The organism is Sanguibacter suarezii NBRC 16159 (genome assembly GCF_001552735.1).
GTDB lineage: Bacteria > Actinomycetota > Actinomycetes > Actinomycetales > Cellulomonadaceae > Sanguibacter > Sanguibacter suarezii.
Map to the genome: position 1 here is coordinate 62,610 of NZ_BCRT01000018.1, position 17,821 is coordinate 80,430.

Here is a 17,821-nt window from a genome sequence, read left to right on the forward strand (position 1 = left end):
TACTGTGAACGCATGGCTCGCGCGCACCCTCCCGAGACCCTCACGCTGTCGGTGGACTGCGGAGGCGGCGGCATCAAGGCAGCGGTGCTCGACTCCGCAGGGACGGCCCACGCCCCGCCCGCGCGGGTTCCCACCCCGTACCCGCTCCCCCCGACGCTCCTCGTGGAGACGATCGCCGGGCTGGCGGCGGACTTGCCCCGTGCCGACCGGGTGAGCGTGGGCATGCCCGGGATGATCCGCCACGGCGTGGTCATCCACACCCCGCACTACATCACCCGGTCTGGGCCCCGCTCCCGGGTCGACCCGGACCTGCGGGAGCAGTGGGCCGGCTTCGACGTCCGGGCCGCCGTCGCGGCCCGGCTCGAGGTCCCTGCCCTCGTGCTCAACGACGCCGAGCTGCACGGAGCCGGCGTGATCGCCGGGACCGGCCTGGAGCTGGTCCTGACCCTGGGTACCGGCCTCGGCTCGGCGCACTTCGACGGCGGTGTCGTCGCACCCCATCTGGAGCTCTCCCACGCGCCGTTGCGCCGTGGCACCACCTATGACGAGTACATCGGGGAGATCGAGCGCCGTCGCCTCGGCGACGGCCTGTGGTCACGCCGGGTCGCCCGGGTGGTCGCTGCGCTGCGTCCGGTCTTCTGGTGGGACCGGCTCTACCTCGGTGGGGGCAACTCGCGCCGGATCACCCAGCCGGTCCTCGACCATCTCGGTGACGACGTCGTCGTCATGGCCAACTCCGCCGCCCTCGTCGGTGGGTCGCGCGCCTGGGACCTGCTGGCCTGAGGGGTGCCGGCCGGAGACGGCCTCCCACGCCTCGAGCACGACGCGGGTGAAGGCCACCGGCGCGTCCAGGCTCACCAGGTGCTTGGCCCGGGGCACCACGACGTGGTGCACCGGCTGGCCGCTGCTGCGAGCCGCCGCGAGCATGCGCCCCTCCTGGGAGCGGAAGTGGTCCAGGCGGCCGTTGACCACCCACACCGGGCACCGCAGCCGGGCCAGGTCGGCTGCCGGGTCCAGCTCGGCGACCTCGCTCAGCGCCTGGGCCATGACCGTCAGGGCGAAGCCTCCCGCGCCGACGTCGACGGCAGCCTGCGGGGTGAGGCTGGCGCGTACGACCGCCGCGTTGAGCCCGGCTCCTGAGCCTGGCGTCCGCTCGATCCACCGGGAGAGCTCCGCCCAGGCTGCCCGCAGCCGCACCTGCGGGCTCGTGCTGCAGGCGGCGGCGACAAGACCGGCGACCTGGTCGGGATGGCGGGCCGCGTAGTCGACGGCGAGATAGCCACCCAAGGACAGACCGACGAGCAGCACCCGCCCACCGAGCCGCGTCACGGCGTCGTCGATCGTCGCCCGGGCTCCTTCGAGTGTGAAGGGCTCCCCCAGGTGCGTGCCGTGCCCGGGCAGGTCCACGGCCTCCACCCGGATCCCGGCCCGGGTCAGCGCCTCGACCTGGAACCTCCACATCGTCGCGGAGGTGCGGATGCCGTGCACGAGCAGCACAGGCAGCCCGTCCTGGTGCGTGGAGCTCGCAGCGGTCATGCCCATCTGCGGATCTTTGCCCAGACGGCCCCGACGGGCAACCGGTGACCGTCGGTGCTCACCCGACCTCACCCGCGACGCTCAGCAGCCGGTCAGCTGCACGCGGTGATGCGGAAGAGGTGCGCCGTGCCCTCGCTCGCCACGAGCTCGAAGCCGCTCGTGGTGTCGACCGCGCGCAGGGCTCGGGTGGGCATGTTGTTCGGCCGGGTGAGGTCGACCGTGGCGGAGTTGAGGTAGAGGTACTCCACCCCGAGCCGGTCCAGCGCCTGGCAGATCTCGGGGTTCTCACCGATGTCGTCCAGGTGCAGCGCGAGCAGGCGTTGATCCGGGCTCAGCCAGTCCGCACCGATGCGGTAGTAGACCGGCGTGCGGTGGCCGTAGGAGGAGATGAGCACCGCCCCGGCGTTCGGGTCGCCGATGATCACGGCGTCCGGCGGGACGAGGTCGGGCAGTCGTTCCAGCAGCCGCCGGTCGTCCGCAGAGACGAGCAGGCGCCGGCCGAGATGGTCGGGGTCGTAGACGCCGGCGGACCGGACGACCATCGCTGGCAGCCCCAGCACCACGCTGGAGACCAGCGCAGCCACCACGACCGCCGTCCCGGCGCGCAGCGGGCTGCTCACCAGCCGTCCGGCGCCCCGCGGGCCGTCTCCCCGGTGGCGCCGCGCCCAGCGTGCCCACAGCCGCTGCGCCCACCATCCGGTGCCGACCGCGGCGAGCAGCAGCGCCGACACCGGGTAGAGCGCCTCCAGGCGGAACACGTGCTTGTACCAGAACCCGGTCAGCCCTCGCAGAGGGTTCTCCGGCCCACCGGCCAGGGCCGCGAGGACGATCGTCAGCCCCCAGGCGAGCACCACCCACCGTAGCCGTCGCTCACGGACCAGGACCACGACGCCGGTCAGCACGAGCGCGGTCAGCACGAGGTTCCCCGGCAGAGACGTCAGCGTCGTGTCGGCGAGCAGCCGGGAGACGGTGAAGGAGTACGACCGCGAGGGCAGGATCTGCTGGTAGCCCATGACGTCGGCCAGCACCCGGTCCAGCCCGGTCGCCCGCGCGGCGAGCACAGCCACCGCGACGAGCCCTGCGGCTGCCAGCACCACCCACGTGACCGTGCGCCGCGACCGTGGACGCGCCGACCACACCCGCCAGGCCACGGCCAGCAGCAGCGGCCCGGCGAAGACGAGATAGGAGAAGATCGTGTTCGGGTGCACCAGAGCCATGCCGCCCACCGCCCCGGCCAGCACGACGGCCCCGCTCAGGGCGCGTCGGCGGCGGTCCCGGGTGCTCTCGCTGCGATCGTGCCAGCTGCGGATCCACAGCACCGTCGCGGCGAGGACGGCCGGGATCATGGCGGCGCCCAGGCCGTTGGGCCATTGCGCGGAGAGCACCAGCTGCCCGAAGGGGAAGAAGGAGAAGGACGTGCTCAGCGCGGCCACCACCGCGACGGCCCAGGGCTGGGCGGGGAGCACGGCGCGGGTCAGCGCGATCATCGCCAACGGCCACAGCACCGTCGCGACGGCGAGCATGGCCGCGTTGGACACCACCCCGGCGGACCCGAAGGGCACCAGGGCCAGCACCCCGTGCCACAGCGTCGGGTAGAACGCCCCTGACCCGGGGCTGCTCACCACGGCGTCCAGGGCACCGAACATCGACGCGTTGCCCTGCTGGCGCACCATCTCCAGGCCGTTGACGTGCACGACGGCGTCACGCACCTGGAGCGGCGCGGCGAGGTCGGTCATCCCCGCGCAGATCCCCGCCACGAGGATCACGGCGGCCAGCACCGCCGCTGCCCAGGTCGCACGGACCACAGCGGGCGGGGTCGGCTCGGTCTGCAGCGGGGCGTCGTGGCGTCGCCACCAGCCCAGGGCGGCGGCGACCAGCCCGGCTGGGACGGCCAGAAGGAGCAGACCGGTCGGGCCCCAGGCGAGCCCGAGCCGGTCGAGCACGACGCCTGCCAGGCCGTAGAGCAACGCCGACAGCGCCGGTCCCAGAGCCCAGGCCAGCAGGCCGCGCACCCGGGCCAGCCACGCGAGCGCGGCACCGGGCAGGACGAGGATCGCCGAGACGGCGACGAAGGCACCGACGAAGGAGGGAACCTGCTCGGTCCACGTCACGCGGGCCTGCTTCCGTCGTCTGTCGTCCGCCCTCTGATCAGGGATGACGGTAGCGCATCTGAGGTGGGGACGCACACAAGCCCGGACCGAGAGATCATCTCGGTCCGGGCTTGTGCGTCACGGGCGTCGGCGCGAGGGCCGGGCACGTCAGTCCTGCTTGGTGGTCTCCTCGGCAGCTGCCTCGGTCGCGGTCTCGTCGGCGGGGGCCTCGACGGCCTCGTCGGCGGGAGCCTCGACAGCGGCGGCCTTCGGCGCGCTCTTCTTGGCGGCCTTCTCAGCCTCACGCACGACAGCCTGCTTGGGGCTGACGGGCTCGAGGACGAGCTCGATGACCGCCATGGGGGCGTTGTCGCCCTTACGGGGGCCGACCTTGGTGATGCGCGTGTAGCCACCCTGGCGGTCAGCCATGGCAGGTGCGATCTCCGTGATCAGACGGTGCAGGATGGTGTTGGCGTCACCCGGCTCGTCGGGACGGCGAGGCGTCTTGTTGTGCACCGTCTTGGCGATCTGACGGATGTTGTGCAGGTCGCCACGCTTGGCCTTGGAGATCAGGCGCTCGGCCAGCGGCTGCAGGCGCTTGGCGCGCTTCTGCGTGGTGGTGATGCGGCCGTGCTCGAAGAGGCTCGTCGCGAGGTTCTTGAGGATGAGGCTCTCGTGCGCCGGGCTTCCGCCGAGCCGTGGACCCTTGGAAGGGGTAGGCATTTTCTTGCTCCTTTAAGGATTGGTCGAGCTGTCCGGCGTACCGGTCAACCCTGAAGTCAGTTGTACTGCTCGTCGTCCGACTCGTCGCCGTCGTAGTAGTCGGCGGTGGACGGGTCGAAGTCCAGAGGCGAGTCCTTGAGCGAGAGGCCGAGCTCGGCGAGCTTGTCCTTCACCTCGTTGATCGACTTCGCACCGAAGTTGCGGATGTCGAGCAGGTCCGCCTCGCTGCGTGCGACGAGCTCGCCCACAGCGTGGATGCCCTCACGCTTGAGGCAGTTGTACGAACGGATCGTCAGCTGCAGGTCCTCGATCGGCAGAGCGAGGTCAGCAGCCAGGGCTGCGTCGGTCGGCGACGGGCCGATCTCGATGCCCTCGGCCTCGACGTTGAGCTCGCGCGCCAGCCCGAACAGCTCAACCAGCGTCTTGCCTGCCGAAGCGAGGGCGTCACGCGGGCTGATGGCCTGCTTGGTCTCCACGTCGATGATCAGCTTGTCGAAGTCGGTGCGCTGCTCGACTCGGGTTGCCTCGACCTTGTAGGTGACCTTGAGAACCGGAGAGTAGATCGAGTCCACGGGGACGCGACCGATCTCGGCGTCGAACGACTTGTTCTGCTGGGCGGAGACGTAGCCACGTCCACGCTCGACAGTGAGCTCGATCTCCAGCTTGCCCTTGTCGTTCAGGGTGGCGATGTGCAGGTCAGGGTTGTGCACCTCGACGCCGGCCGGGGGGACGATGTCCGCGGCCGTGACCACTCCGGAGCCCTGCTTGCGCAGGTACATCACGACGGGCTCGTCGTTCTCCGAGGAGACGACGAGGTTCTTGACGTTGAGGATGATCTCCGTGACGTCTTCCTTGACACCCGGCACCGTGGTGAACTCGTGGAGCACACCGTCGATGCGGATGGACGTGACTGCTGCGCCGGGGATCGAGGAGAGCAGCGTGCGACGCATCGAGTTGCCGAGCGTGTAGCCGAAGCCGGGCTCGAGGGGCTCGATGGAGAAGCGGGAGCGGCTCTCCGAGATGACCTCTTCGGTCAGTGTGGGGCGCTGTGCGATGAGCACTGGTGACTTCCTTTCAGCGTGCGTCCGCTATTTGACGCATCGTGTGACCGGCATGACGAACTTCTTGCCGGGACCTGCAAGGCATGCCCTCCGAGCGGGGCCGTGCCCACCCCGCGCCGGAGCGCGGGGTGGGCAGGACACGATCGAGCAGGCGATGCGTGGATGTCAGACGCGGCGACGCTTCGGCTGACGGCAGCCGTTGTGCGCCTGGGGGGTGACGTCCTGGATCGAGCCGACCTCGAGGCCAGCGGCCTGGAGGGAACGGATCGCGGTCTCGCGGCCGGAGCCGGGACCCTTGACGAAGACGTCAACCTTCTTCATCCCGTGCTCCTGGGCGCGGCGAGCCGCGGCCTCGGCAGCGAGCTGAGCGGCGAACGGGGTCGACTTGCGCGAACCCTTGAAGCCGACCTGGCCGGAGGAGGCCCAGGAGATCACGGCGCCGGACGGGTCCGTGATCGAGACGATGGTGTTGTTGAACGTGCTCTTGATGTGCGCCTGGCCGACGGCAATGTTCTTCTTGTCCTTGCGGCGAGGCTTGCGTGCGCCCTGTGCGCCGCGAGTCTTGGGAGGCATGTGCTGTTTTTCTCCTGGATTGAGGTCTTCGGATCGCGGGATGCTCGCTCCCCTGCGCCGTGGGCGCTGGAGAGGGTTCCCGGCGAACTACTGCTGCTAGCGGGCCTTCTTCTTGCCGGCCACGGTGCGCTTCGGGCCCTTGCGGGTACGAGCGTTGGTCTTGGTGCGCTGTCCGCGGACCGGGAGGCCCTTGCGGTGGCGCAGACCCTCGTAGCAGCCGATCTCAACCTTGCGGCGGATGTCAGCAGCAACCTCACGGCGAAGGTCACCCTCGAGCTTGTAGTTGCCCTCGAGGTAGTCACGCAGCGCGACGAGCTCGGCGTCGCCGAGGTCCTTCACGCGAACGTCCGGGCTGATCCCGGTGGCGCCCAGAGTCTGCTGTGCGCGGGTACGGCCGACGCCGTAGATGTAGGTGAGTGCAACCTCTAGCCGCTTGTCGCGGGGGAGGTCGACACCGATAAGACGTGCCATGTGCCTTCCGGCTCCTGTAATGCCATCGGAGGTCTACCGCATCATCTCTCGCTGTCTGCGAGCCCCGGCCTCCGACCGAGGGTTCACGACCCGGCGTGGATCTCTCCACCGTCGGGTCGGTGATGGTGCGCTGGTCGTGCTCAGCGGGACCGAGGTCTCACCGGGCACTGATCATGCTGGTCGAGCTGCGCTGAGCGCTGGGCAGATCAGCCCTGGCGCTGCTTGTGACGCAGGTTCTCGCAGATGACCATGACGCGACCGTGCCGGCGAATAACCTTGCACTTGTCGCAGATCTTCTTGACGCTGGGGTTGACCTTCATCGTGGTTCCTCCGCCGCCGCATGACGAGACTCCGGAGGATTGTCTCCGGAGCGCGCTAGGCAGCAGTTGATCGAGTGGTGGTTACTTGTAGCGGTAGACAATCCGGCCACGGGACAAGTCGTACGGGCTCAGCTCAACAACCACCCGGTCCTCAGGGAGGATTCGGATGTAGTGCTGACGCATCTTGCCCGAGATGTGAGCGAGCACCTTGTGACCGTTGGCCAGCTCCACGCGAAACATCGCGTTCGGCAGTGCCTCGACCACGCTGCCCTCGATCTCGATGACACCGTCCTTCTTCGCCATATCCTCCGCTAACTCTCGTGACGAACTACTGCCCACGGTGGCTCGGAAACCTGCTGGCCAGAGCCTGCCGGTCGGGGCGTCCCGTGGGTTGGTGGTGTCGATGCGTGAGCACTAGACACCCAACGAAGCATCCTACGGCATGAGAGAGAGATTCGAAACCCGTCACTCCGGCCGCGAGATGAGGCCGAGCTCCCAGGCGCGCTCGACCGTCTCCACGCTCGAGTGCGTCCCGAGCTTGCGGTAGATGCTGCGCAGGTGCGTCTTGACAGTGTTCGAGGAGAGGTAGAGCGACCGCGCCACCCCGGCGAGCGAGGTGTTGCGGGCGAGGCTGGCGAGCACCTCCAGCTCTCGCTCGCTCAGCTGAGCGCTGGCTGAGGGCGGCGGGAAGAGGTCCTCGGCGCTGGCGAGGGAGTCGCGCTCGAGGAGCGTGACGATCCGCGGGACCTCGGTCGCGAGGTCCTCGAGAGTGGTCCGGGGGACCTTGAGGAAGGCTCGCACCATCCCGGTGGCCAACGAGATCGCCACCGCCTCTTCCAGCGCCACCGCGGCCTCGTAGCGCCGCCCACGGGCGTGCTCGGCCCCGGCGAGGATGAGCAGGAAGTCCAGCCGGTGCGTGGGTGCGTAGATCCGTGTCTTGAGCCAGCGCGTGGCGACGTCGACGGCATGGGCGAACTCGCCGGAGAAGTACTCCGTGCGCGCCCGGGCCAGGCCGGTGATCTCGTAGGTCTGCGGGACGCTCGCGACGGCCGTACGGGCCCGCGAGACGTGTCCGATGGCGAGGTTGAGGTCGACAGAGGCGGCGATGAGGAGCGCCTCCCGCAGCCCGCGCTGGCCCTCCGTGCCCTCCGTCTGGCTGCGGACCGCCTCGATCTCCCCGAGGACCTGGAAGTGCGAGCCGTCGAAGAGCGCCGCCTGTGCCCGGATCATCGCCGCCAGCGCCCAGAACTCCCCCGTCTCGCCGTGGACGTCGAAGAGCGGGGCCTCCGCGACCGCCTCGCGGTCGAGCCGTTCCAGCGCGATGATCCCGCGGACGGTGGCCACCATGGTGTCGGCTGAGGGGTCTCTGGTCGGGTCGGCGTCCGAGCGTGCTGCCGCCTCGAGCCAGGCCTCGGCCGGCTCCAGGTAGCCCAGCAGCGCGCAGGCCAGGGCAGCACCCACCGACGACTCCCGCACGATCGCGGGGTGGTGGTGCTCCCCCGCGAGCTCGGCAGCCTCACGGAAGGCGGTCAGCGCGCCGGGCAGGTCCGCGGCCAGCAGCCGGGTCACCGCCCACTCGTGCAGCACCGGCGCGAGCTGGTCACGCACGTCGTTGCGCAGGTCGGCCACGCGGAACAGGACGGCGTCGTGATCGCGGTCCGCGACCACCTTCGCGGCCCCGAAGTCTCCGGTCAGCCGGAGCATCGCGATCTGGGCGAGGCTCTGCTCCATGGCCTCGGCCACACCGGGCAGCGCGAACACCTCCTCGCTGCGTCCGGCGAGGCTCGGTCCCACGCTCGAGAGGTCGAGCACCGCGCTGGGTGGGCGATCTCCCCGCTCCCCCGCTGGACGGTGGACCGGGAGCAGGTGGTCGCGAGCGATGACCAGGCGCGCATGGCGCTCGAGGACTTCCTTGGGCATCGCGCCCACGGCGGCGGCTATCTCGTCCGGGGCCTCCGCGACGAGCTCCACCCAGTGCGCGTCGACCAGCTCCGCCACGTCCTCCCACAACGAGGCTCGGGCGAGCAGCCCCAGGGCGACCTCGCTGCTCCCGACCATCGCGTGCGTCCGGGCGGCACGCCTGCTGGCGACCCGGAACTGGCGAGGGTCTCTGCGGGACATCTGCTCGACGCAGGCATGCCGCACCACCGGCGCGTAGCGGTAGACGATCGTGTCCTCGAGCCGCTCGGCGACCAGCAGGCCGGTCCCCAGCATCGCCTGGATCGCGCCGTCGACGTCGCGCAGGCCCGAGCAGTACTGGGCGGCGGCGGCGGTGAACTCGTCGAGGACCGCGGTGCGCGCGATGAACCGCTGCAGCCGGCGGTCGCTCAGCTCGGCCCACACCGACCGGAGGAACGGAGCACCGGCCTGCAGGTCGATGGCCACCGTCCCGCTGCCTGGGCGGGGCCGGGACCCGTTGGTGAGCACCGCACGGACAAGAGCGGGCCAGCCGGCGGTCTCCAGGTAGAGGGCGTGAGCATCCTCCTCAGAGATGGCGCAGCCCAGCCGTTCGGCGATCTCGTGGGTCTCGCGAGCGTCGAGGAGCAGGTCGACCGGCCGGATGACGACGGAGTCCATGGTGGCCGCGAGCACGGTCTCCATGCTCGTCACCTCGCGCATGCACAGCACGAGCGACAGGTGGGGCAGGTGAGGCAGCAGTCCTAGCAGGTCCGAGCCGGTCCGGACGTCGTGGTCCTCATCGAAGTCGTCGATGACCAGGCACACGTCCTGCGTGGCGATGCGCAGCGCGCGGACCACCTCGCGCCGTCCAGGAGGGGTGGGGCCGGGAGTGAGCAACCCGCAGCGCAGCATCGCCTGACCGACGTGCTCCCACAACGACGTCTCCGGCGCACCGTCCCCACCGAGCGAGGCCCGGCTCGGGACCCACACGACGACGGTGTGCTCAGGGAGCGTGCGGACCCAGTGACCGACGAGGCTGGTCTTGCCGTAGCCGCGCGGTCCGCGCACGATCGTCAGCGGCGCGCGCTGGTCGAGCAGGGCGAGCAACCCGCCCTTGACCACGTGGACGGAGGGGGTGCGTGGCCACATCGACGCGCGAGCGACCGCGCGTGTCGTCGACCTGCCCCCGTCGAGTTCCGATGCCATCGCGCTGCCCACCCAATGTCCCCCCCGCAGAGCCTGTCTGCGGCCATCCATCCGAGAATGGGAACACTACGCGAACTCGTCAGCGTGCGGAGGGTGAAAAAGTGGGACTTGTCAAGTCCTGCGTCGTGACCGGCGACGACGCCACCTAGAAGGGGGCGACCTGGACCCCGAGGGGTGCCAACCGGGCTGATCCCCCGTCGTGGGCGGTGAGCACCCAGATGCCCGACTCCCCGATCGCGACGGTGTGCTCCCAGTGCGCTGCCCGGGATCCGTCGCTCGTGACGACGGTCCAGTCGTCCTCGCAGACCTGGGTGTGCTGCTCACCGCGGGTGATCATCGGCTCGATCGCCAGGCACATGCCCGGGCGCAGCTTGGCTCCACGCTCACGCGTGCGGTAGTTGAGGACGTCCGGTGGCTGGTGCATCTCGGTGCCGATACCGTGGCCCACATACTCCTCCACGATGCCGTACCGGGCGCCGTGGGCGGCTGCTGACGCCTCGATGGAGTCTTCGACCGCGTTCGCGACGTCGGACAGCCGCGTTCCGGTGGCGAGGGCGGCGATCCCCGCCCACAGGGCGTCCTCGGTGGCCTGCACGAGGTTGATGTCAGCGGCGGCGCCGCCCTCGAGGACGAGGGAGCGCGCGGCGTCCGCGTGCCAGCCGTCGACGATCGCGCCACAGTCGATCGAGACCACGTCTCCCTCGGCGAGCACACGCCCGCGCGGGATGCCGTGGATCACCTCGTCGTTGACCGAGACGCACACGGTGGCCGGGAACCCGTCGTAGCCGAGGAAGGACGGGGTGGCACCGTGATCGCCGATCACCGTCGCCGCGAGCCTGTCGAGGTCGGAGGTGCTCACCCCCGGCCGGGCCGCCTGCTCGAGCGCTGACAGCGCATCGGCGACGACGAGCCCGGCGCGCCGCATGACGAGCACCTGCTCGGGGGTCTTGTACTCGATCCGTTCGCGTCCGAACATGCCGCTGAGATCAGCCCTTCAGGGACGCCAGGGCCGCGACCAGACGATCGGTGACCTCGGAGACCTCACCGAGCCCGTCGACCTCGGCCAGTGCGCCACGAGCGGCGTACAGGCCGGAGACCGGGGCGGTCTGCTCGGCGTAGACGGACAGGCGGTGGCGGATGACCGGCTCGGTGTCGTCGGCACGGCCTTCGATCTCGGCGCGCTTGAGCAGACGCTCGGTGACGACGTCACCGTCAGCGGTGATCTCCAGTGCGCCGTCGAGGGTCAGTCCCAGGTCAGCCAGGATCGCGTCGAGCTCAGCCACCTGGGCCGTGTTGCGCGGGTAGCCGTCGAGGATGAACCCGGTCTCCCCCGCTGCGACCTTGGCGGCGAGCTTGTCCCGCACCATGGCGTTGGTCACCGAGTCGGGCACGAGCTCGCCCTTGGCGGTGTACTCCTGAGCGAGCTTGCCGAGCTCGGTCTCGCCCTTGATGTTGGCGCGGAAGATGTCGCCGGTCGAGATGGCCTCGACACCCAGAGCCTCGGCCAGGCGGGCGGCCTGCGTGCCCTTGCCGGCTCCGGGGGGGCCCAGGAGGACCAGACGTGCACTCATCGGAGGAACCCTTCGTAGTGGCGCTGCTGCAGCTGAGAGTCGATCTGCTTCACCGTCTCGAGCCCCACACCCACGATGATGAGGATCGAGGTGCCGCCGAACGGGATGTTCTGGCCGACGTCCATGAGAAGGAAGGTGACAGTCGGGATCAGTGCGACGAGCGCGAGGTAGACAGAACCGGCCGACGTGATGCGGGTGATCACGTAGTCGAGGTACTCGGCCGTGGGGCGGCCGGCCCGGATACCGGGCACGAATCCGCCGTACTTCTTCATGTTGTCGGCGACCTCGTCCGGGTTGAACGTGATGGCCGTGTAGAAGAAGCAGAAGAACAGGATGAGCAGGACGTAGATCACCAGGTGCAGCGGTGCGCTCGGGGAGACGAGGTTGCGCTGGACCCACGCCACCCACTCCGACTCCGGGCTGGCGAACTGGGCGATGAGGCCCGGGACGGCGAGCAGGGAGGAGGCGAAGATGACGGGGATCACGCCGGCCATGTTGATCTTGATCGGGATGTACGTCGTGGAGCCGCCGTACATCTTGCGGCCGACCATGCGCTTGGCGTACTGCACGGGGATCCGGCGCTGCGACTGCTCGACGAAGACGACCAGCGCGATCACCAGGAGCGTGACGAGCACGACGATGGTGAACTTCTGCGGGCCACCAGCTCCACCGGCGATCGACCACAGAGCGGGCGGGAAGCTCGCCGCGATGGACGTGAAGATGAGCAGGGACATGCCGTTGCCGATGCCGCGCTCGGAGATGAGCTCACCGAGCCACATGATGAGCGCAGATCCTGCGGTCATCGTGATGACGATGATCAGCGACGTCATGATCGAGGAGTTCGGGATGACGTCACACCCGGGCAGCAGCTGTCCGCTGCGCGCCATGGTCACGTACGTCGTCGCCTGCAGCACGGCCAGACCGATGGTCAGGTAGCGGGTGTACTGCGTGAGCTTGGCGGTGCCGGACTGGCCTTCCTTGTGGAGGGCCTCGAAGTGAGGGATGACCACGCGCAAGAGCTGGACGATGATCGATGCCGTGATGTACGGCATGATGCCGAGCGCGAAGATCGACAGCTGGAGCAGCGCGCCGCCGCTGAACAGGTTGACGAGTCCGAGGAGGTCGCTGGTGTCGCCGTTGGCGAGGCACTGCTGGACGTTCCCGTAGTCGACACCCGGGGACGGTACGAAGGACCCGACGCGGAAGATCGCCATGATGGAGATCGTGAACAGCAGCTTTCGCCGCAGGTCGGGCGTACGGAACGCCCTTGCGAATGCGCTGAGCACCTAGTCCTCCTGGTCCGCCTGAGCGGGATGTCTATACCGGCGAGCCGGCCGTTGAAGATGGCGTCGGTTAGCCGACGCCCACCGAACCTTATCCGCTGTGTTGCAGTTCACGATAATCGGTCCAAAAGTCAGATCACAAACTCCCTGCAGACGCAGTCAGGGCCGGTCGCGCGATGCGCGGCCGGCCCTGACTGAGCACTACATCAGGCTGAGCGTGGCACTCAGTCCTGCGTGATGGTTCCACCAGCGGCGAGGATCTTGTCCTTGGCGCTGGTCGAGACCTTGTCGACCGCCACGTTGAGCTTGACGGTGATCTCGCCGGTGCCGAGCACCTTCACGAGCTCGCCCTTGCGGACGGCGCCCTTGGCGACGAGATCCTCGACCGTGACGACTCCACCCTTGGGGTAGAGAGCCGACAGCTTCTCGAGGTTGACGACCTGGTACTCGGTGCGGAACGGGTTCTTGAACCCACGGAGCTTCGGAAGCCGCATGTGCATCGGCATCTGTCCACCCTCGAAGCGCTCCGGGATCTGGTAGCGCGCCTTCTGACCCTTGGTACCACGACCAGCGGTCTTACCCTTGGATGCCTCACCACGACCAACACGGGTCTTGGCGGTCTTGGCACCAGGGGCAGGACGCAGGTGGTGAACCTTGAGCGTTCCGCCGGCTCCGACCTCGACAGGCTCAGCCTGTGCGGTCTTCGCCTTGGGAGCTGCCTCAGCGGCCTTGGGGGCCGCCTTCTTGGCCGGAGCCTTCTTGGCAGCCGTCTTCTTCACGGGAGCGTCCGCCTCGACGGCGACGTCCTTCTTGTCTGACTTCTCAGCCATGATCACTCGACCTCCTCAACAGCGACGAGGTGCGCCACCGTTGCTACCATCCCGCGGATCTCCGGGCGGTCTTCCTTCACGGCGGTGTCGCCGATCCGCTTGAGGCCCAGAGTGCGCAGGGTGTCGCGCTGATTCTGCTTGCCGCCGATACCGGACTTGAGCTGGGTCACCTTGAGACGGGCCATCATGCACCTGCCCCAGCTGCCGCAGCACGTCCAGCTGCCTGTGCACGGAGCATCGCCGCCGGGGCGACGTGCTCGAGCGACAGGCCACGACGGGCTGCAACTGCCTCAGGCAGCTCCAGTCCGCGCAGTGCTGCCACCGTGGCGTGCACGATGTTGATCGCGTTCGTAGAACCGAGCGACTTCGACAGGACGTCGTGGATGCCAGCGCACTCCAGGACGGCGCGAACCGGACCACCGGCGATAACACCGGTACCGGGTGCCGCAGGGCGCAAGAACACTACGCCGGCTGCTGCCTCGCCCGTGATGGGGTGCGGGACGGTGCCCTGGATGCGGGGAACCTTGAAGAAGTTCTTCTTGGCCTCCTCGACACCCTTGGCGATCGCCGCGGGAACTTCCTTCGCCTTGCCGTAGCCGACGCCGACAGTTCCGTCGCCGTCTCCGACCACGACGAGCGCGGTGAAGCTGAAGCGACGGCCGCCCTTGACGACCTTGGAGACGCGGTTGATCGTCACGACACGCTCGACGAAGGCGCTCTTCTCGGGCGCCTCGCGCCGACCGTCTCCGCGGCCTCCGCCGCGACGGTCGTTACGACGATCGTTCTGCTCAGTGCTGGCGCCGCCCGTGGGGGCGCCTGTGGTGCTGCGCTGCCCTGCAGCCATCAGAGAGTCCTTTGCTTCGATGCGGTAGTGGTTCGCGTCACAGGGAAAGACCGCCTTCGCGGGCTCCGTCAGCGACTGCTGCCACTCGGCCGTGGTACTTGTTACCCCCGCGGTCGAACACGACCGCCTCGACGCCAACAGCCTTGGCGCGCTCTGCTACGAGCTCACCAATCTTGCGGGCCTTGGCGGTCTTGTCACCATCGAATGCACGCAGGTCGGCCTCGAGGGTCGACGCTGATGCGATGGTCTTGCCGACGGTGTCGTCGACAACCTGGGCGGTCATGTGGCGAGCGGAACGCGTAACCACCAGGCGCGGCTGAGCAGGCGTGCCTGAGACCTTCTTGCGCAGGCGAAGGTGACGACGCTTGCGCGCGACAGCCTTTCCCTTGCCCATGATCTTGAGAGCCATGGTTACTTACCAGCCTTTCCGGCCTTGCGGCGGACGATCTCGCCGGCGTAACGCACGCCCTTGCCCTTGTAAGGCTCAGGCTTGCGGATCTTGCGGATGTTCGCAGCGACCTCGCCCACCTGCTGCTTGTCGATGCCGCTGACCGAGAACTTGGTCGGGGCCTCGACTGCAAAGGTGATGCCGTCCGGTGCCGAGATGACAACCGGGTGGCTGAAGCCGAGCGCGAACTCCAGGTCGGAGCCCTTCGCCGTGACGCGGTAACCGGTACCGACGATCTCGAGCTTCTTCTCGTAGCCCTCGGTCACGCCGACGATCATGTTGGCGAGCAGGGTGCGAGTAAGGCCGTGCAGTGCACGTGAGGTGCGCTCGTCGTTGGGGCGGGTGACTACAAGAGCACCGTCCTCTCCGAGAGCAACCTCGATAGGGGCGGGGATGACGTGCTCGAGGGACCCCTTGGGGCCCTTGACCGTCACCAGTGCGCCACTGATGGTGATGTCCACTCCGGAGGGAACCGGGACGGGGACTTTGCCGATACGGGACATGGCTATCTCCTCTCCGTCTTCCGATTACCAGACGTAGGCGAGGACTTCCCCACCTACGCCCTTCTTTGCGGCTTGCTTGTCGGTCAGGAGGCCAGAGGAGGTGGACAGAATCGCCACTCCAAGACCGCCGAGAACCTTCGGCAAGTTCGTGGACTTTGCGTATACACGCAGGCCAGGCTTGGAGATACGGCGGATACCAGCGAGCGAACGCTCACGGTTCTGGCCGTACTTCAGCTGGAGGGTGAGGTACTTGCCCACGGGGGCGTCCTCGACGGTCCAGCCGGAGATGTATCCCTCAGCCTGCAAAATCTCAGCAATGTGCGACTTCAGCTTCGAGAACGGCATGGTCACCGTCTCGTGGTAAGCCGAGTTCGCGTTACGCAGACGCGTAAGCATGTCTGCGATCGGGTCGGTCATCGTCATTGGGCTTTTGCCCTTCCTCGACGGGGTATCCAGTCCGTGCCGTCAGACGGCACGATCTGGACCTTCGACGTAGTTGTTACCAGCTGCTCTTTGTGACGCCGGGAAGCTCGCCGCGGTGTGCCATCTCGCGCACACAGATACGGCAGAGTCCGAACTTGCGGTAGACAGAGTGCGGGCGACCGCACTTCTGGCACCGGGTGTAGGCGCGCACCGCGAACTTAGGCTTTGCGGCTGCCTTGTTGACCAGGGCCTTCTTCGCCATGTCAGTTCTCCTTGAAGGGGAAGCCGAGGCGCTTCAGAAGCGAACGACCCTCAGCGTCGGTGGTTGCGGACGTCACCACGGTGATGTCCATTCCACGAACGCGGTCGACCTTGTCCGGGTCGATCTCGTGGAACATCGCCTGCTCGGTCAGACCGAAGGTGTAGTTGCCGTGTCCGTCGAACTGCTTGGGCGAGAGCCCACGGAAGTCGCGGATACGCGGCAGCGCGATCGACAGAAGACGATCGGCGAACTCCCACATGCGGTCGCCACGCAGCGTGACGTGGGCGCCGATAGGCATACCCTCACGCAGCTTGAACTGGGCGATTGACTTGCGGGCCTTCGTCACCTGGGGCTTCTGGCCAGTGATGGCGGTGAGGTCGCGGATAGCGCCCTCGATCAGCTTGGAGTCCTTCGCAGCGTCGCCGACACCCATGTTGACGACGATCTTCGTGAGACCGGCAACCTGGTTGATGTTCTCGTGCTGGAACTCCTCACGCAGACCCGGCAGGATCTCCGCGGCGTAGCGGGCCTTGAGGCGAGGCTGTGCCTTCGCGTACGTCTCAGTGCTCATCAGATGTCCTTCTCGGCGTCGCCGTGGCCACGGGTCACGCGGACGCGAACCGTACGGGTGCGACCATCACGCTCAACCTGCTCGGTGCGCACACCGATACGCTTGGCGCGCTTGGTCTCGGCGTCGTAGAACGCCACGTTGCTGACGTGGATCGGGGCCTCAACGGTCTCGATCCCGCCCGTGGTGGTCCCACGCTGGGTCTGACCGACCTTGACGTGCTTGGTGACGCGCTGGACACCCTCGACGATGACACGGTTGGAGTCCGTGAGCACCTCCAGGACGCGGCCCGTCTTGCCCTTGTCACGACCGGCGATCACGATCACCGTGTCGCCCTTCTTGATCTTCGCCATATCAGAGCACCTCCATTGCCAACGAGATGATCTTCATGAACTTCTTGTCGCGCAGCTCGCGGCCGACCGGGCCGAAGATGCGGGTTCCACGGGGCTCGCCGTCATTCTTGAGGATGACTGCAGCGTTCTCGTCGAACTTGATGTAGGAACCGTCGGGACGACGGCGCTCCTTGGTGGTCCGGACGATGACGGCCTTGACCACATCGCCCTTCTTCACGTTGCCGCCTGGGATCGCGTCCTTGACTGTTGCGACAATGACGTCGCCGATTCCGGCGTAGCGACGGCCCGACCCACCGAGAACGCGGATGCAGAGGATTTCCTTGGCACCCGTGTTGTCGGCGACCCGAAGTCGCGACTCCTGCTGGATCATGTAATGAACTCCTGTCGTCGAGCTGGTTCTCGCCAGTGCGAGCCTTGCCGAACGGATAGCTGTCAAGCACTGTAGTAGCTGCTCTCACCCCTGTGGGGCGGGCCGTGTATCCACGGCTCCGCCCCTCAGGTCATGCGAGTTCTACTTCCAAGTGCTGGTACCTCTGGGCCTAGCTGGTACTACTTGGCCTTCTCGAGGACCACCACCAGACGCCACCGCTTGGTAGCGGACAGCGGGCGGGTCTCCATGATAAGGACGAGGTCGCCGATACCAGCAGAGTTCTGCTCGTCGTGCGCCTTGACCTTGCTCGTACGCCGGATCACCTTACCGTAGAGCGGGTGCTTCACCCGATCTTCGACCTCGATCACGATCGTCTTGTCCATCTTGTCACTGACAACATAGCCACGCCGCGTCTTGCGGTTCGGCCGGCTGGCGGTGACGTCCTGCTCTGCAGCTGCCTCAGCAGTTGTCTTCTCGCTCATATCAG

23 protein-coding genes and 1 pseudogene are annotated in these 17,821 nt (G+C 67.8%); 1 reads left to right on the forward strand and 23 read right to left on the reverse strand.

Annotated features, from left to right (window positions below; all coding sequences use genetic code 11):
- Window positions 1-12: 12 nt before the first annotated feature.
- Window positions 13-783, forward strand: coding sequence for an ROK family protein (locus tag SS2_RS18000; RefSeq protein ID WP_066464624.1), 771 nt, complete (start codon window positions 13-15; stop codon window positions 781-783).
- A gap of 108 nt (window positions 784-891) precedes the next feature.
- Here the strand turns inward: SS2_RS18000 and SS2_RS18005 are convergent.
- The 23 genes and pseudogenes from SS2_RS18005 to rpsQ form a co-directional block, all read right to left on the reverse strand.
- Window positions 892-1,542: pseudogene (locus SS2_RS18005) on the reverse strand (alpha/beta fold hydrolase); the annotation flags it as partial.
- An 86-nt stretch (window positions 1,543-1,628) separates the two neighbouring features.
- Complete coding sequence (locus SS2_RS12535) at window positions 1,629-3,647, reverse strand: DUF6541 family protein (RefSeq protein WP_066464627.1); 2,019 nt, start codon at window positions 3,645-3,647, stop codon at window positions 1,629-1,631.
- Between the two features lie 147 nt (window positions 3,648-3,794).
- Window positions 3,795-4,349, reverse strand: a complete 555-nt coding sequence (gene rplQ / locus SS2_RS12540) for a 50S ribosomal protein L17 (RefSeq protein ID WP_066464628.1) — start codon at window positions 4,347-4,349, stop codon at window positions 3,795-3,797.
- 56 nt (window positions 4,350-4,405) lie between these two features.
- Entirely contained in the window at window positions 4,406-5,410 is a 1,005-nt protein-coding gene (locus tag SS2_RS12545; protein ID WP_066464629.1) for a DNA-directed RNA polymerase subunit alpha, read from the reverse strand.
- 165 nt (window positions 5,411-5,575) lie between these two features.
- Window positions 5,576-5,983, reverse strand: coding sequence for a 30S ribosomal protein S11 (gene rpsK, locus SS2_RS12550; RefSeq protein WP_066464631.1), 408 nt, complete (start codon window positions 5,981-5,983; stop codon window positions 5,576-5,578).
- 96 nt (window positions 5,984-6,079) lie between these two features.
- Window positions 6,080-6,454 (reverse strand): 30S ribosomal protein S13, encoded by a 375-nt coding sequence (gene rpsM, locus SS2_RS12555; protein WP_066464632.1) that lies wholly within the window; start codon window positions 6,452-6,454, stop codon window positions 6,080-6,082.
- 206 nt (window positions 6,455-6,660) lie between these two features.
- Window positions 6,661-6,774, reverse strand: coding sequence for a 50S ribosomal protein L36 (gene rpmJ, locus SS2_RS12560; protein WP_018682809.1), 114 nt, complete (start codon window positions 6,772-6,774; stop codon window positions 6,661-6,663).
- 81 nt (window positions 6,775-6,855) lie between these two features.
- Entirely contained in the window at window positions 6,856-7,077 is a 222-nt protein-coding gene (gene infA, locus SS2_RS12565) for a translation initiation factor IF-1 (RefSeq protein WP_012867920.1), read from the reverse strand.
- A 162-nt stretch (window positions 7,078-7,239) separates the two neighbouring features.
- Window positions 7,240-9,879, reverse strand: coding sequence for a helix-turn-helix transcriptional regulator (locus SS2_RS12570; protein ID WP_169796304.1), 2,640 nt, complete (start codon window positions 9,877-9,879; stop codon window positions 7,240-7,242).
- Window positions 9,880-10,024: 145 nt separating this feature from the next.
- Window positions 10,025-10,855 carry a type I methionyl aminopeptidase gene (gene map / locus SS2_RS12575; protein WP_066464635.1) on the reverse strand — a complete coding sequence of 277 codons (831 nt, stop codon included), beginning with the start codon at window positions 10,853-10,855 and terminating at the stop codon, window positions 10,025-10,027.
- A gap of 10 nt (window positions 10,856-10,865) precedes the next feature.
- A complete protein-coding gene (locus SS2_RS12580) occupies window positions 10,866-11,450 on the reverse strand; it encodes an adenylate kinase (RefSeq protein ID WP_066464637.1) in 585 nt (194 codons plus the stop codon).
- Window positions 11,447-12,736 carry a preprotein translocase subunit SecY gene (gene secY / locus SS2_RS12585; protein ID WP_066464640.1) on the reverse strand — a complete coding sequence of 430 codons (1,290 nt, stop codon included), beginning with the start codon at window positions 12,734-12,736 and terminating at the stop codon, window positions 11,447-11,449. The genes SS2_RS12580 and secY overlap by 4 nt, the downstream gene beginning before the upstream one ends.
- Before the next feature lie 221 nt (window positions 12,737-12,957).
- Entirely contained in the window at window positions 12,958-13,563 is a 606-nt protein-coding gene (gene rplO, locus SS2_RS12590; RefSeq protein WP_083942214.1) for a 50S ribosomal protein L15, read from the reverse strand.
- Window positions 13,564-13,565: 2 nt separating this feature from the next.
- Complete coding sequence (rpmD, locus tag SS2_RS12595; protein WP_066464643.1) at window positions 13,566-13,748, reverse strand: 50S ribosomal protein L30; 183 nt, start codon at window positions 13,746-13,748, stop codon at window positions 13,566-13,568.
- Window positions 13,748-14,407, reverse strand: a complete 660-nt coding sequence (rpsE, locus tag SS2_RS12600; protein ID WP_066464645.1) for a 30S ribosomal protein S5 — start codon at window positions 14,405-14,407, stop codon at window positions 13,748-13,750. Before rpsE ends, rpmD begins: the two co-directional genes overlap by 1 nt.
- 37 nt (window positions 14,408-14,444) lie before the next feature.
- Window positions 14,445-14,816 (reverse strand): 50S ribosomal protein L18, encoded by a 372-nt coding sequence (rplR, locus tag SS2_RS12605; protein WP_066464647.1) that lies wholly within the window; start codon window positions 14,814-14,816, stop codon window positions 14,445-14,447.
- Window positions 14,817-14,818: 2 nt separating this feature from the next.
- Complete coding sequence (gene rplF / locus SS2_RS12610; protein WP_066464649.1) at window positions 14,819-15,358, reverse strand: 50S ribosomal protein L6; 540 nt, start codon at window positions 15,356-15,358, stop codon at window positions 14,819-14,821.
- Window positions 15,359-15,382: 24 nt separating this feature from the next.
- Window positions 15,383-15,781, reverse strand: a complete 399-nt coding sequence (rpsH, locus tag SS2_RS12615) for a 30S ribosomal protein S8 (protein ID WP_066464650.1) — start codon at window positions 15,779-15,781, stop codon at window positions 15,383-15,385.
- 76 nt (window positions 15,782-15,857) lie between these two features.
- Entirely contained in the window at window positions 15,858-16,043 is a 186-nt protein-coding gene (locus tag SS2_RS12620) for a type Z 30S ribosomal protein S14 (RefSeq protein ID WP_012867931.1), read from the reverse strand.
- 1 nt (window position 16,044) lies between these two features.
- Entirely contained in the window at window positions 16,045-16,614 is a 570-nt protein-coding gene (gene rplE / locus SS2_RS12625; protein ID WP_066464651.1) for a 50S ribosomal protein L5, read from the reverse strand.
- The gene (gene rplX, locus SS2_RS12630) at window positions 16,614-16,964 is read right to left on the reverse strand and encodes a 50S ribosomal protein L24 (protein ID WP_066464657.1); all 351 of its coding nucleotides are present in this window, start codon (window positions 16,962-16,964) and stop codon (window positions 16,614-16,616) included. The genes rplE and rplX overlap by 1 nt, the downstream gene beginning before the upstream one ends.
- Before the next feature lies 1 nt (window position 16,965).
- Complete coding sequence (gene rplN, locus SS2_RS12635; protein ID WP_066464661.1) at window positions 16,966-17,334, reverse strand: 50S ribosomal protein L14; 369 nt, start codon at window positions 17,332-17,334, stop codon at window positions 16,966-16,968.
- Window positions 17,335-17,513: 179 nt separating this feature from the next.
- Window positions 17,514-17,816, reverse strand: a complete 303-nt coding sequence (gene rpsQ, locus SS2_RS12640) for a 30S ribosomal protein S17 (RefSeq protein WP_066464663.1) — start codon at window positions 17,814-17,816, stop codon at window positions 17,514-17,516.
- Between the last annotated feature and the right edge of the window lie 5 nt (window positions 17,817-17,821).

Excerpts from the sequence above, each read along its gene's own strand:
- SS2_RS18000 (WP_066464624.1), top strand. The coding sequence starts at position 13 with ATGGCTCGCGCGCACCCTCCCGAGACCCTCACGCTGTCGGTGGACTGC.
- rplQ (WP_066464628.1), bottom strand. The coding sequence starts at position 4,349 with ATGCCTACCCCTTCCAAGGGTCCACGGCTCGGCGGAAGCCCGGCGCAC.
- rpsK (WP_066464631.1), bottom strand. The coding sequence starts at position 5,983 with ATGCCTCCCAAGACTCGCGGCGCACAGGGCGCACGCAAGCCTCGCCGC.
- rpsM (WP_066464632.1), bottom strand. The coding sequence starts at position 6,454 with ATGGCACGTCTTATCGGTGTCGACCTCCCCCGCGACAAGCGGCTAGAG.
- rpmJ (WP_018682809.1), bottom strand. The coding sequence starts at position 6,774 with ATGAAGGTCAACCCCAGCGTCAAGAAGATCTGCGACAAGTGCAAGGTT.
- infA (WP_012867920.1), bottom strand. The coding sequence starts at position 7,077 with ATGGCGAAGAAGGACGGTGTCATCGAGATCGAGGGCAGCGTGGTCGAG.
- SS2_RS12570 (WP_169796304.1), bottom strand. The coding sequence starts at position 9,879 with ATGGCATCGGAACTCGACGGGGGCAGGTCGACGACACGCGCGGTCGCT.
- map (WP_066464635.1), bottom strand. The coding sequence starts at position 10,855 with ATGTTCGGACGCGAACGGATCGAGTACAAGACCCCCGAGCAGGTGCTC.
- SS2_RS12580 (WP_066464637.1), bottom strand. The coding sequence starts at position 11,450 with ATGAGTGCACGTCTGGTCCTCCTGGGCCCCCCCGGAGCCGGCAAGGGC.
- rplO (WP_083942214.1), bottom strand. The coding sequence starts at position 13,563 with ATGGCTGAGAAGTCAGACAAGAAGGACGTCGCCGTCGAGGCGGACGCT.
- rpmD (WP_066464643.1), bottom strand. The coding sequence starts at position 13,748 with ATGGCCCGTCTCAAGGTGACCCAGCTCAAGTCCGGTATCGGCGGCAAG.
- rpsE (WP_066464645.1), bottom strand. The coding sequence starts at position 14,407 with ATGGCTGCAGGGCAGCGCAGCACCACAGGCGCCCCCACGGGCGGCGCC.
- rplR (WP_066464647.1), bottom strand. The coding sequence starts at position 14,816 with ATGGCTCTCAAGATCATGGGCAAGGGAAAGGCTGTCGCGCGCAAGCGT.
- rplF (WP_066464649.1), bottom strand. The coding sequence starts at position 15,358 with ATGTCCCGTATCGGCAAAGTCCCCGTCCCGGTTCCCTCCGGAGTGGAC.
- rpsH (WP_066464650.1), bottom strand. The coding sequence starts at position 15,781 with ATGACGATGACCGACCCGATCGCAGACATGCTTACGCGTCTGCGTAAC.
- SS2_RS12620 (WP_012867931.1), bottom strand. The coding sequence starts at position 16,043 with ATGGCGAAGAAGGCCCTGGTCAACAAGGCAGCCGCAAAGCCTAAGTTC.
- rplE (WP_066464651.1), bottom strand. The coding sequence starts at position 16,614 with ATGAGCACTGAGACGTACGCGAAGGCACAGCCTCGCCTCAAGGCCCGC.
- rplX (WP_066464657.1), bottom strand. The coding sequence starts at position 16,964 with ATGGCGAAGATCAAGAAGGGCGACACGGTGATCGTGATCGCCGGTCGT.
- rplN (WP_066464661.1), bottom strand. The coding sequence starts at position 17,334 with ATGATCCAGCAGGAGTCGCGACTTCGGGTCGCCGACAACACGGGTGCC.
- rpsQ (WP_066464663.1), bottom strand. The coding sequence starts at position 17,816 with ATGAGCGAGAAGACAACTGCTGAGGCAGCTGCAGAGCAGGACGTCACC.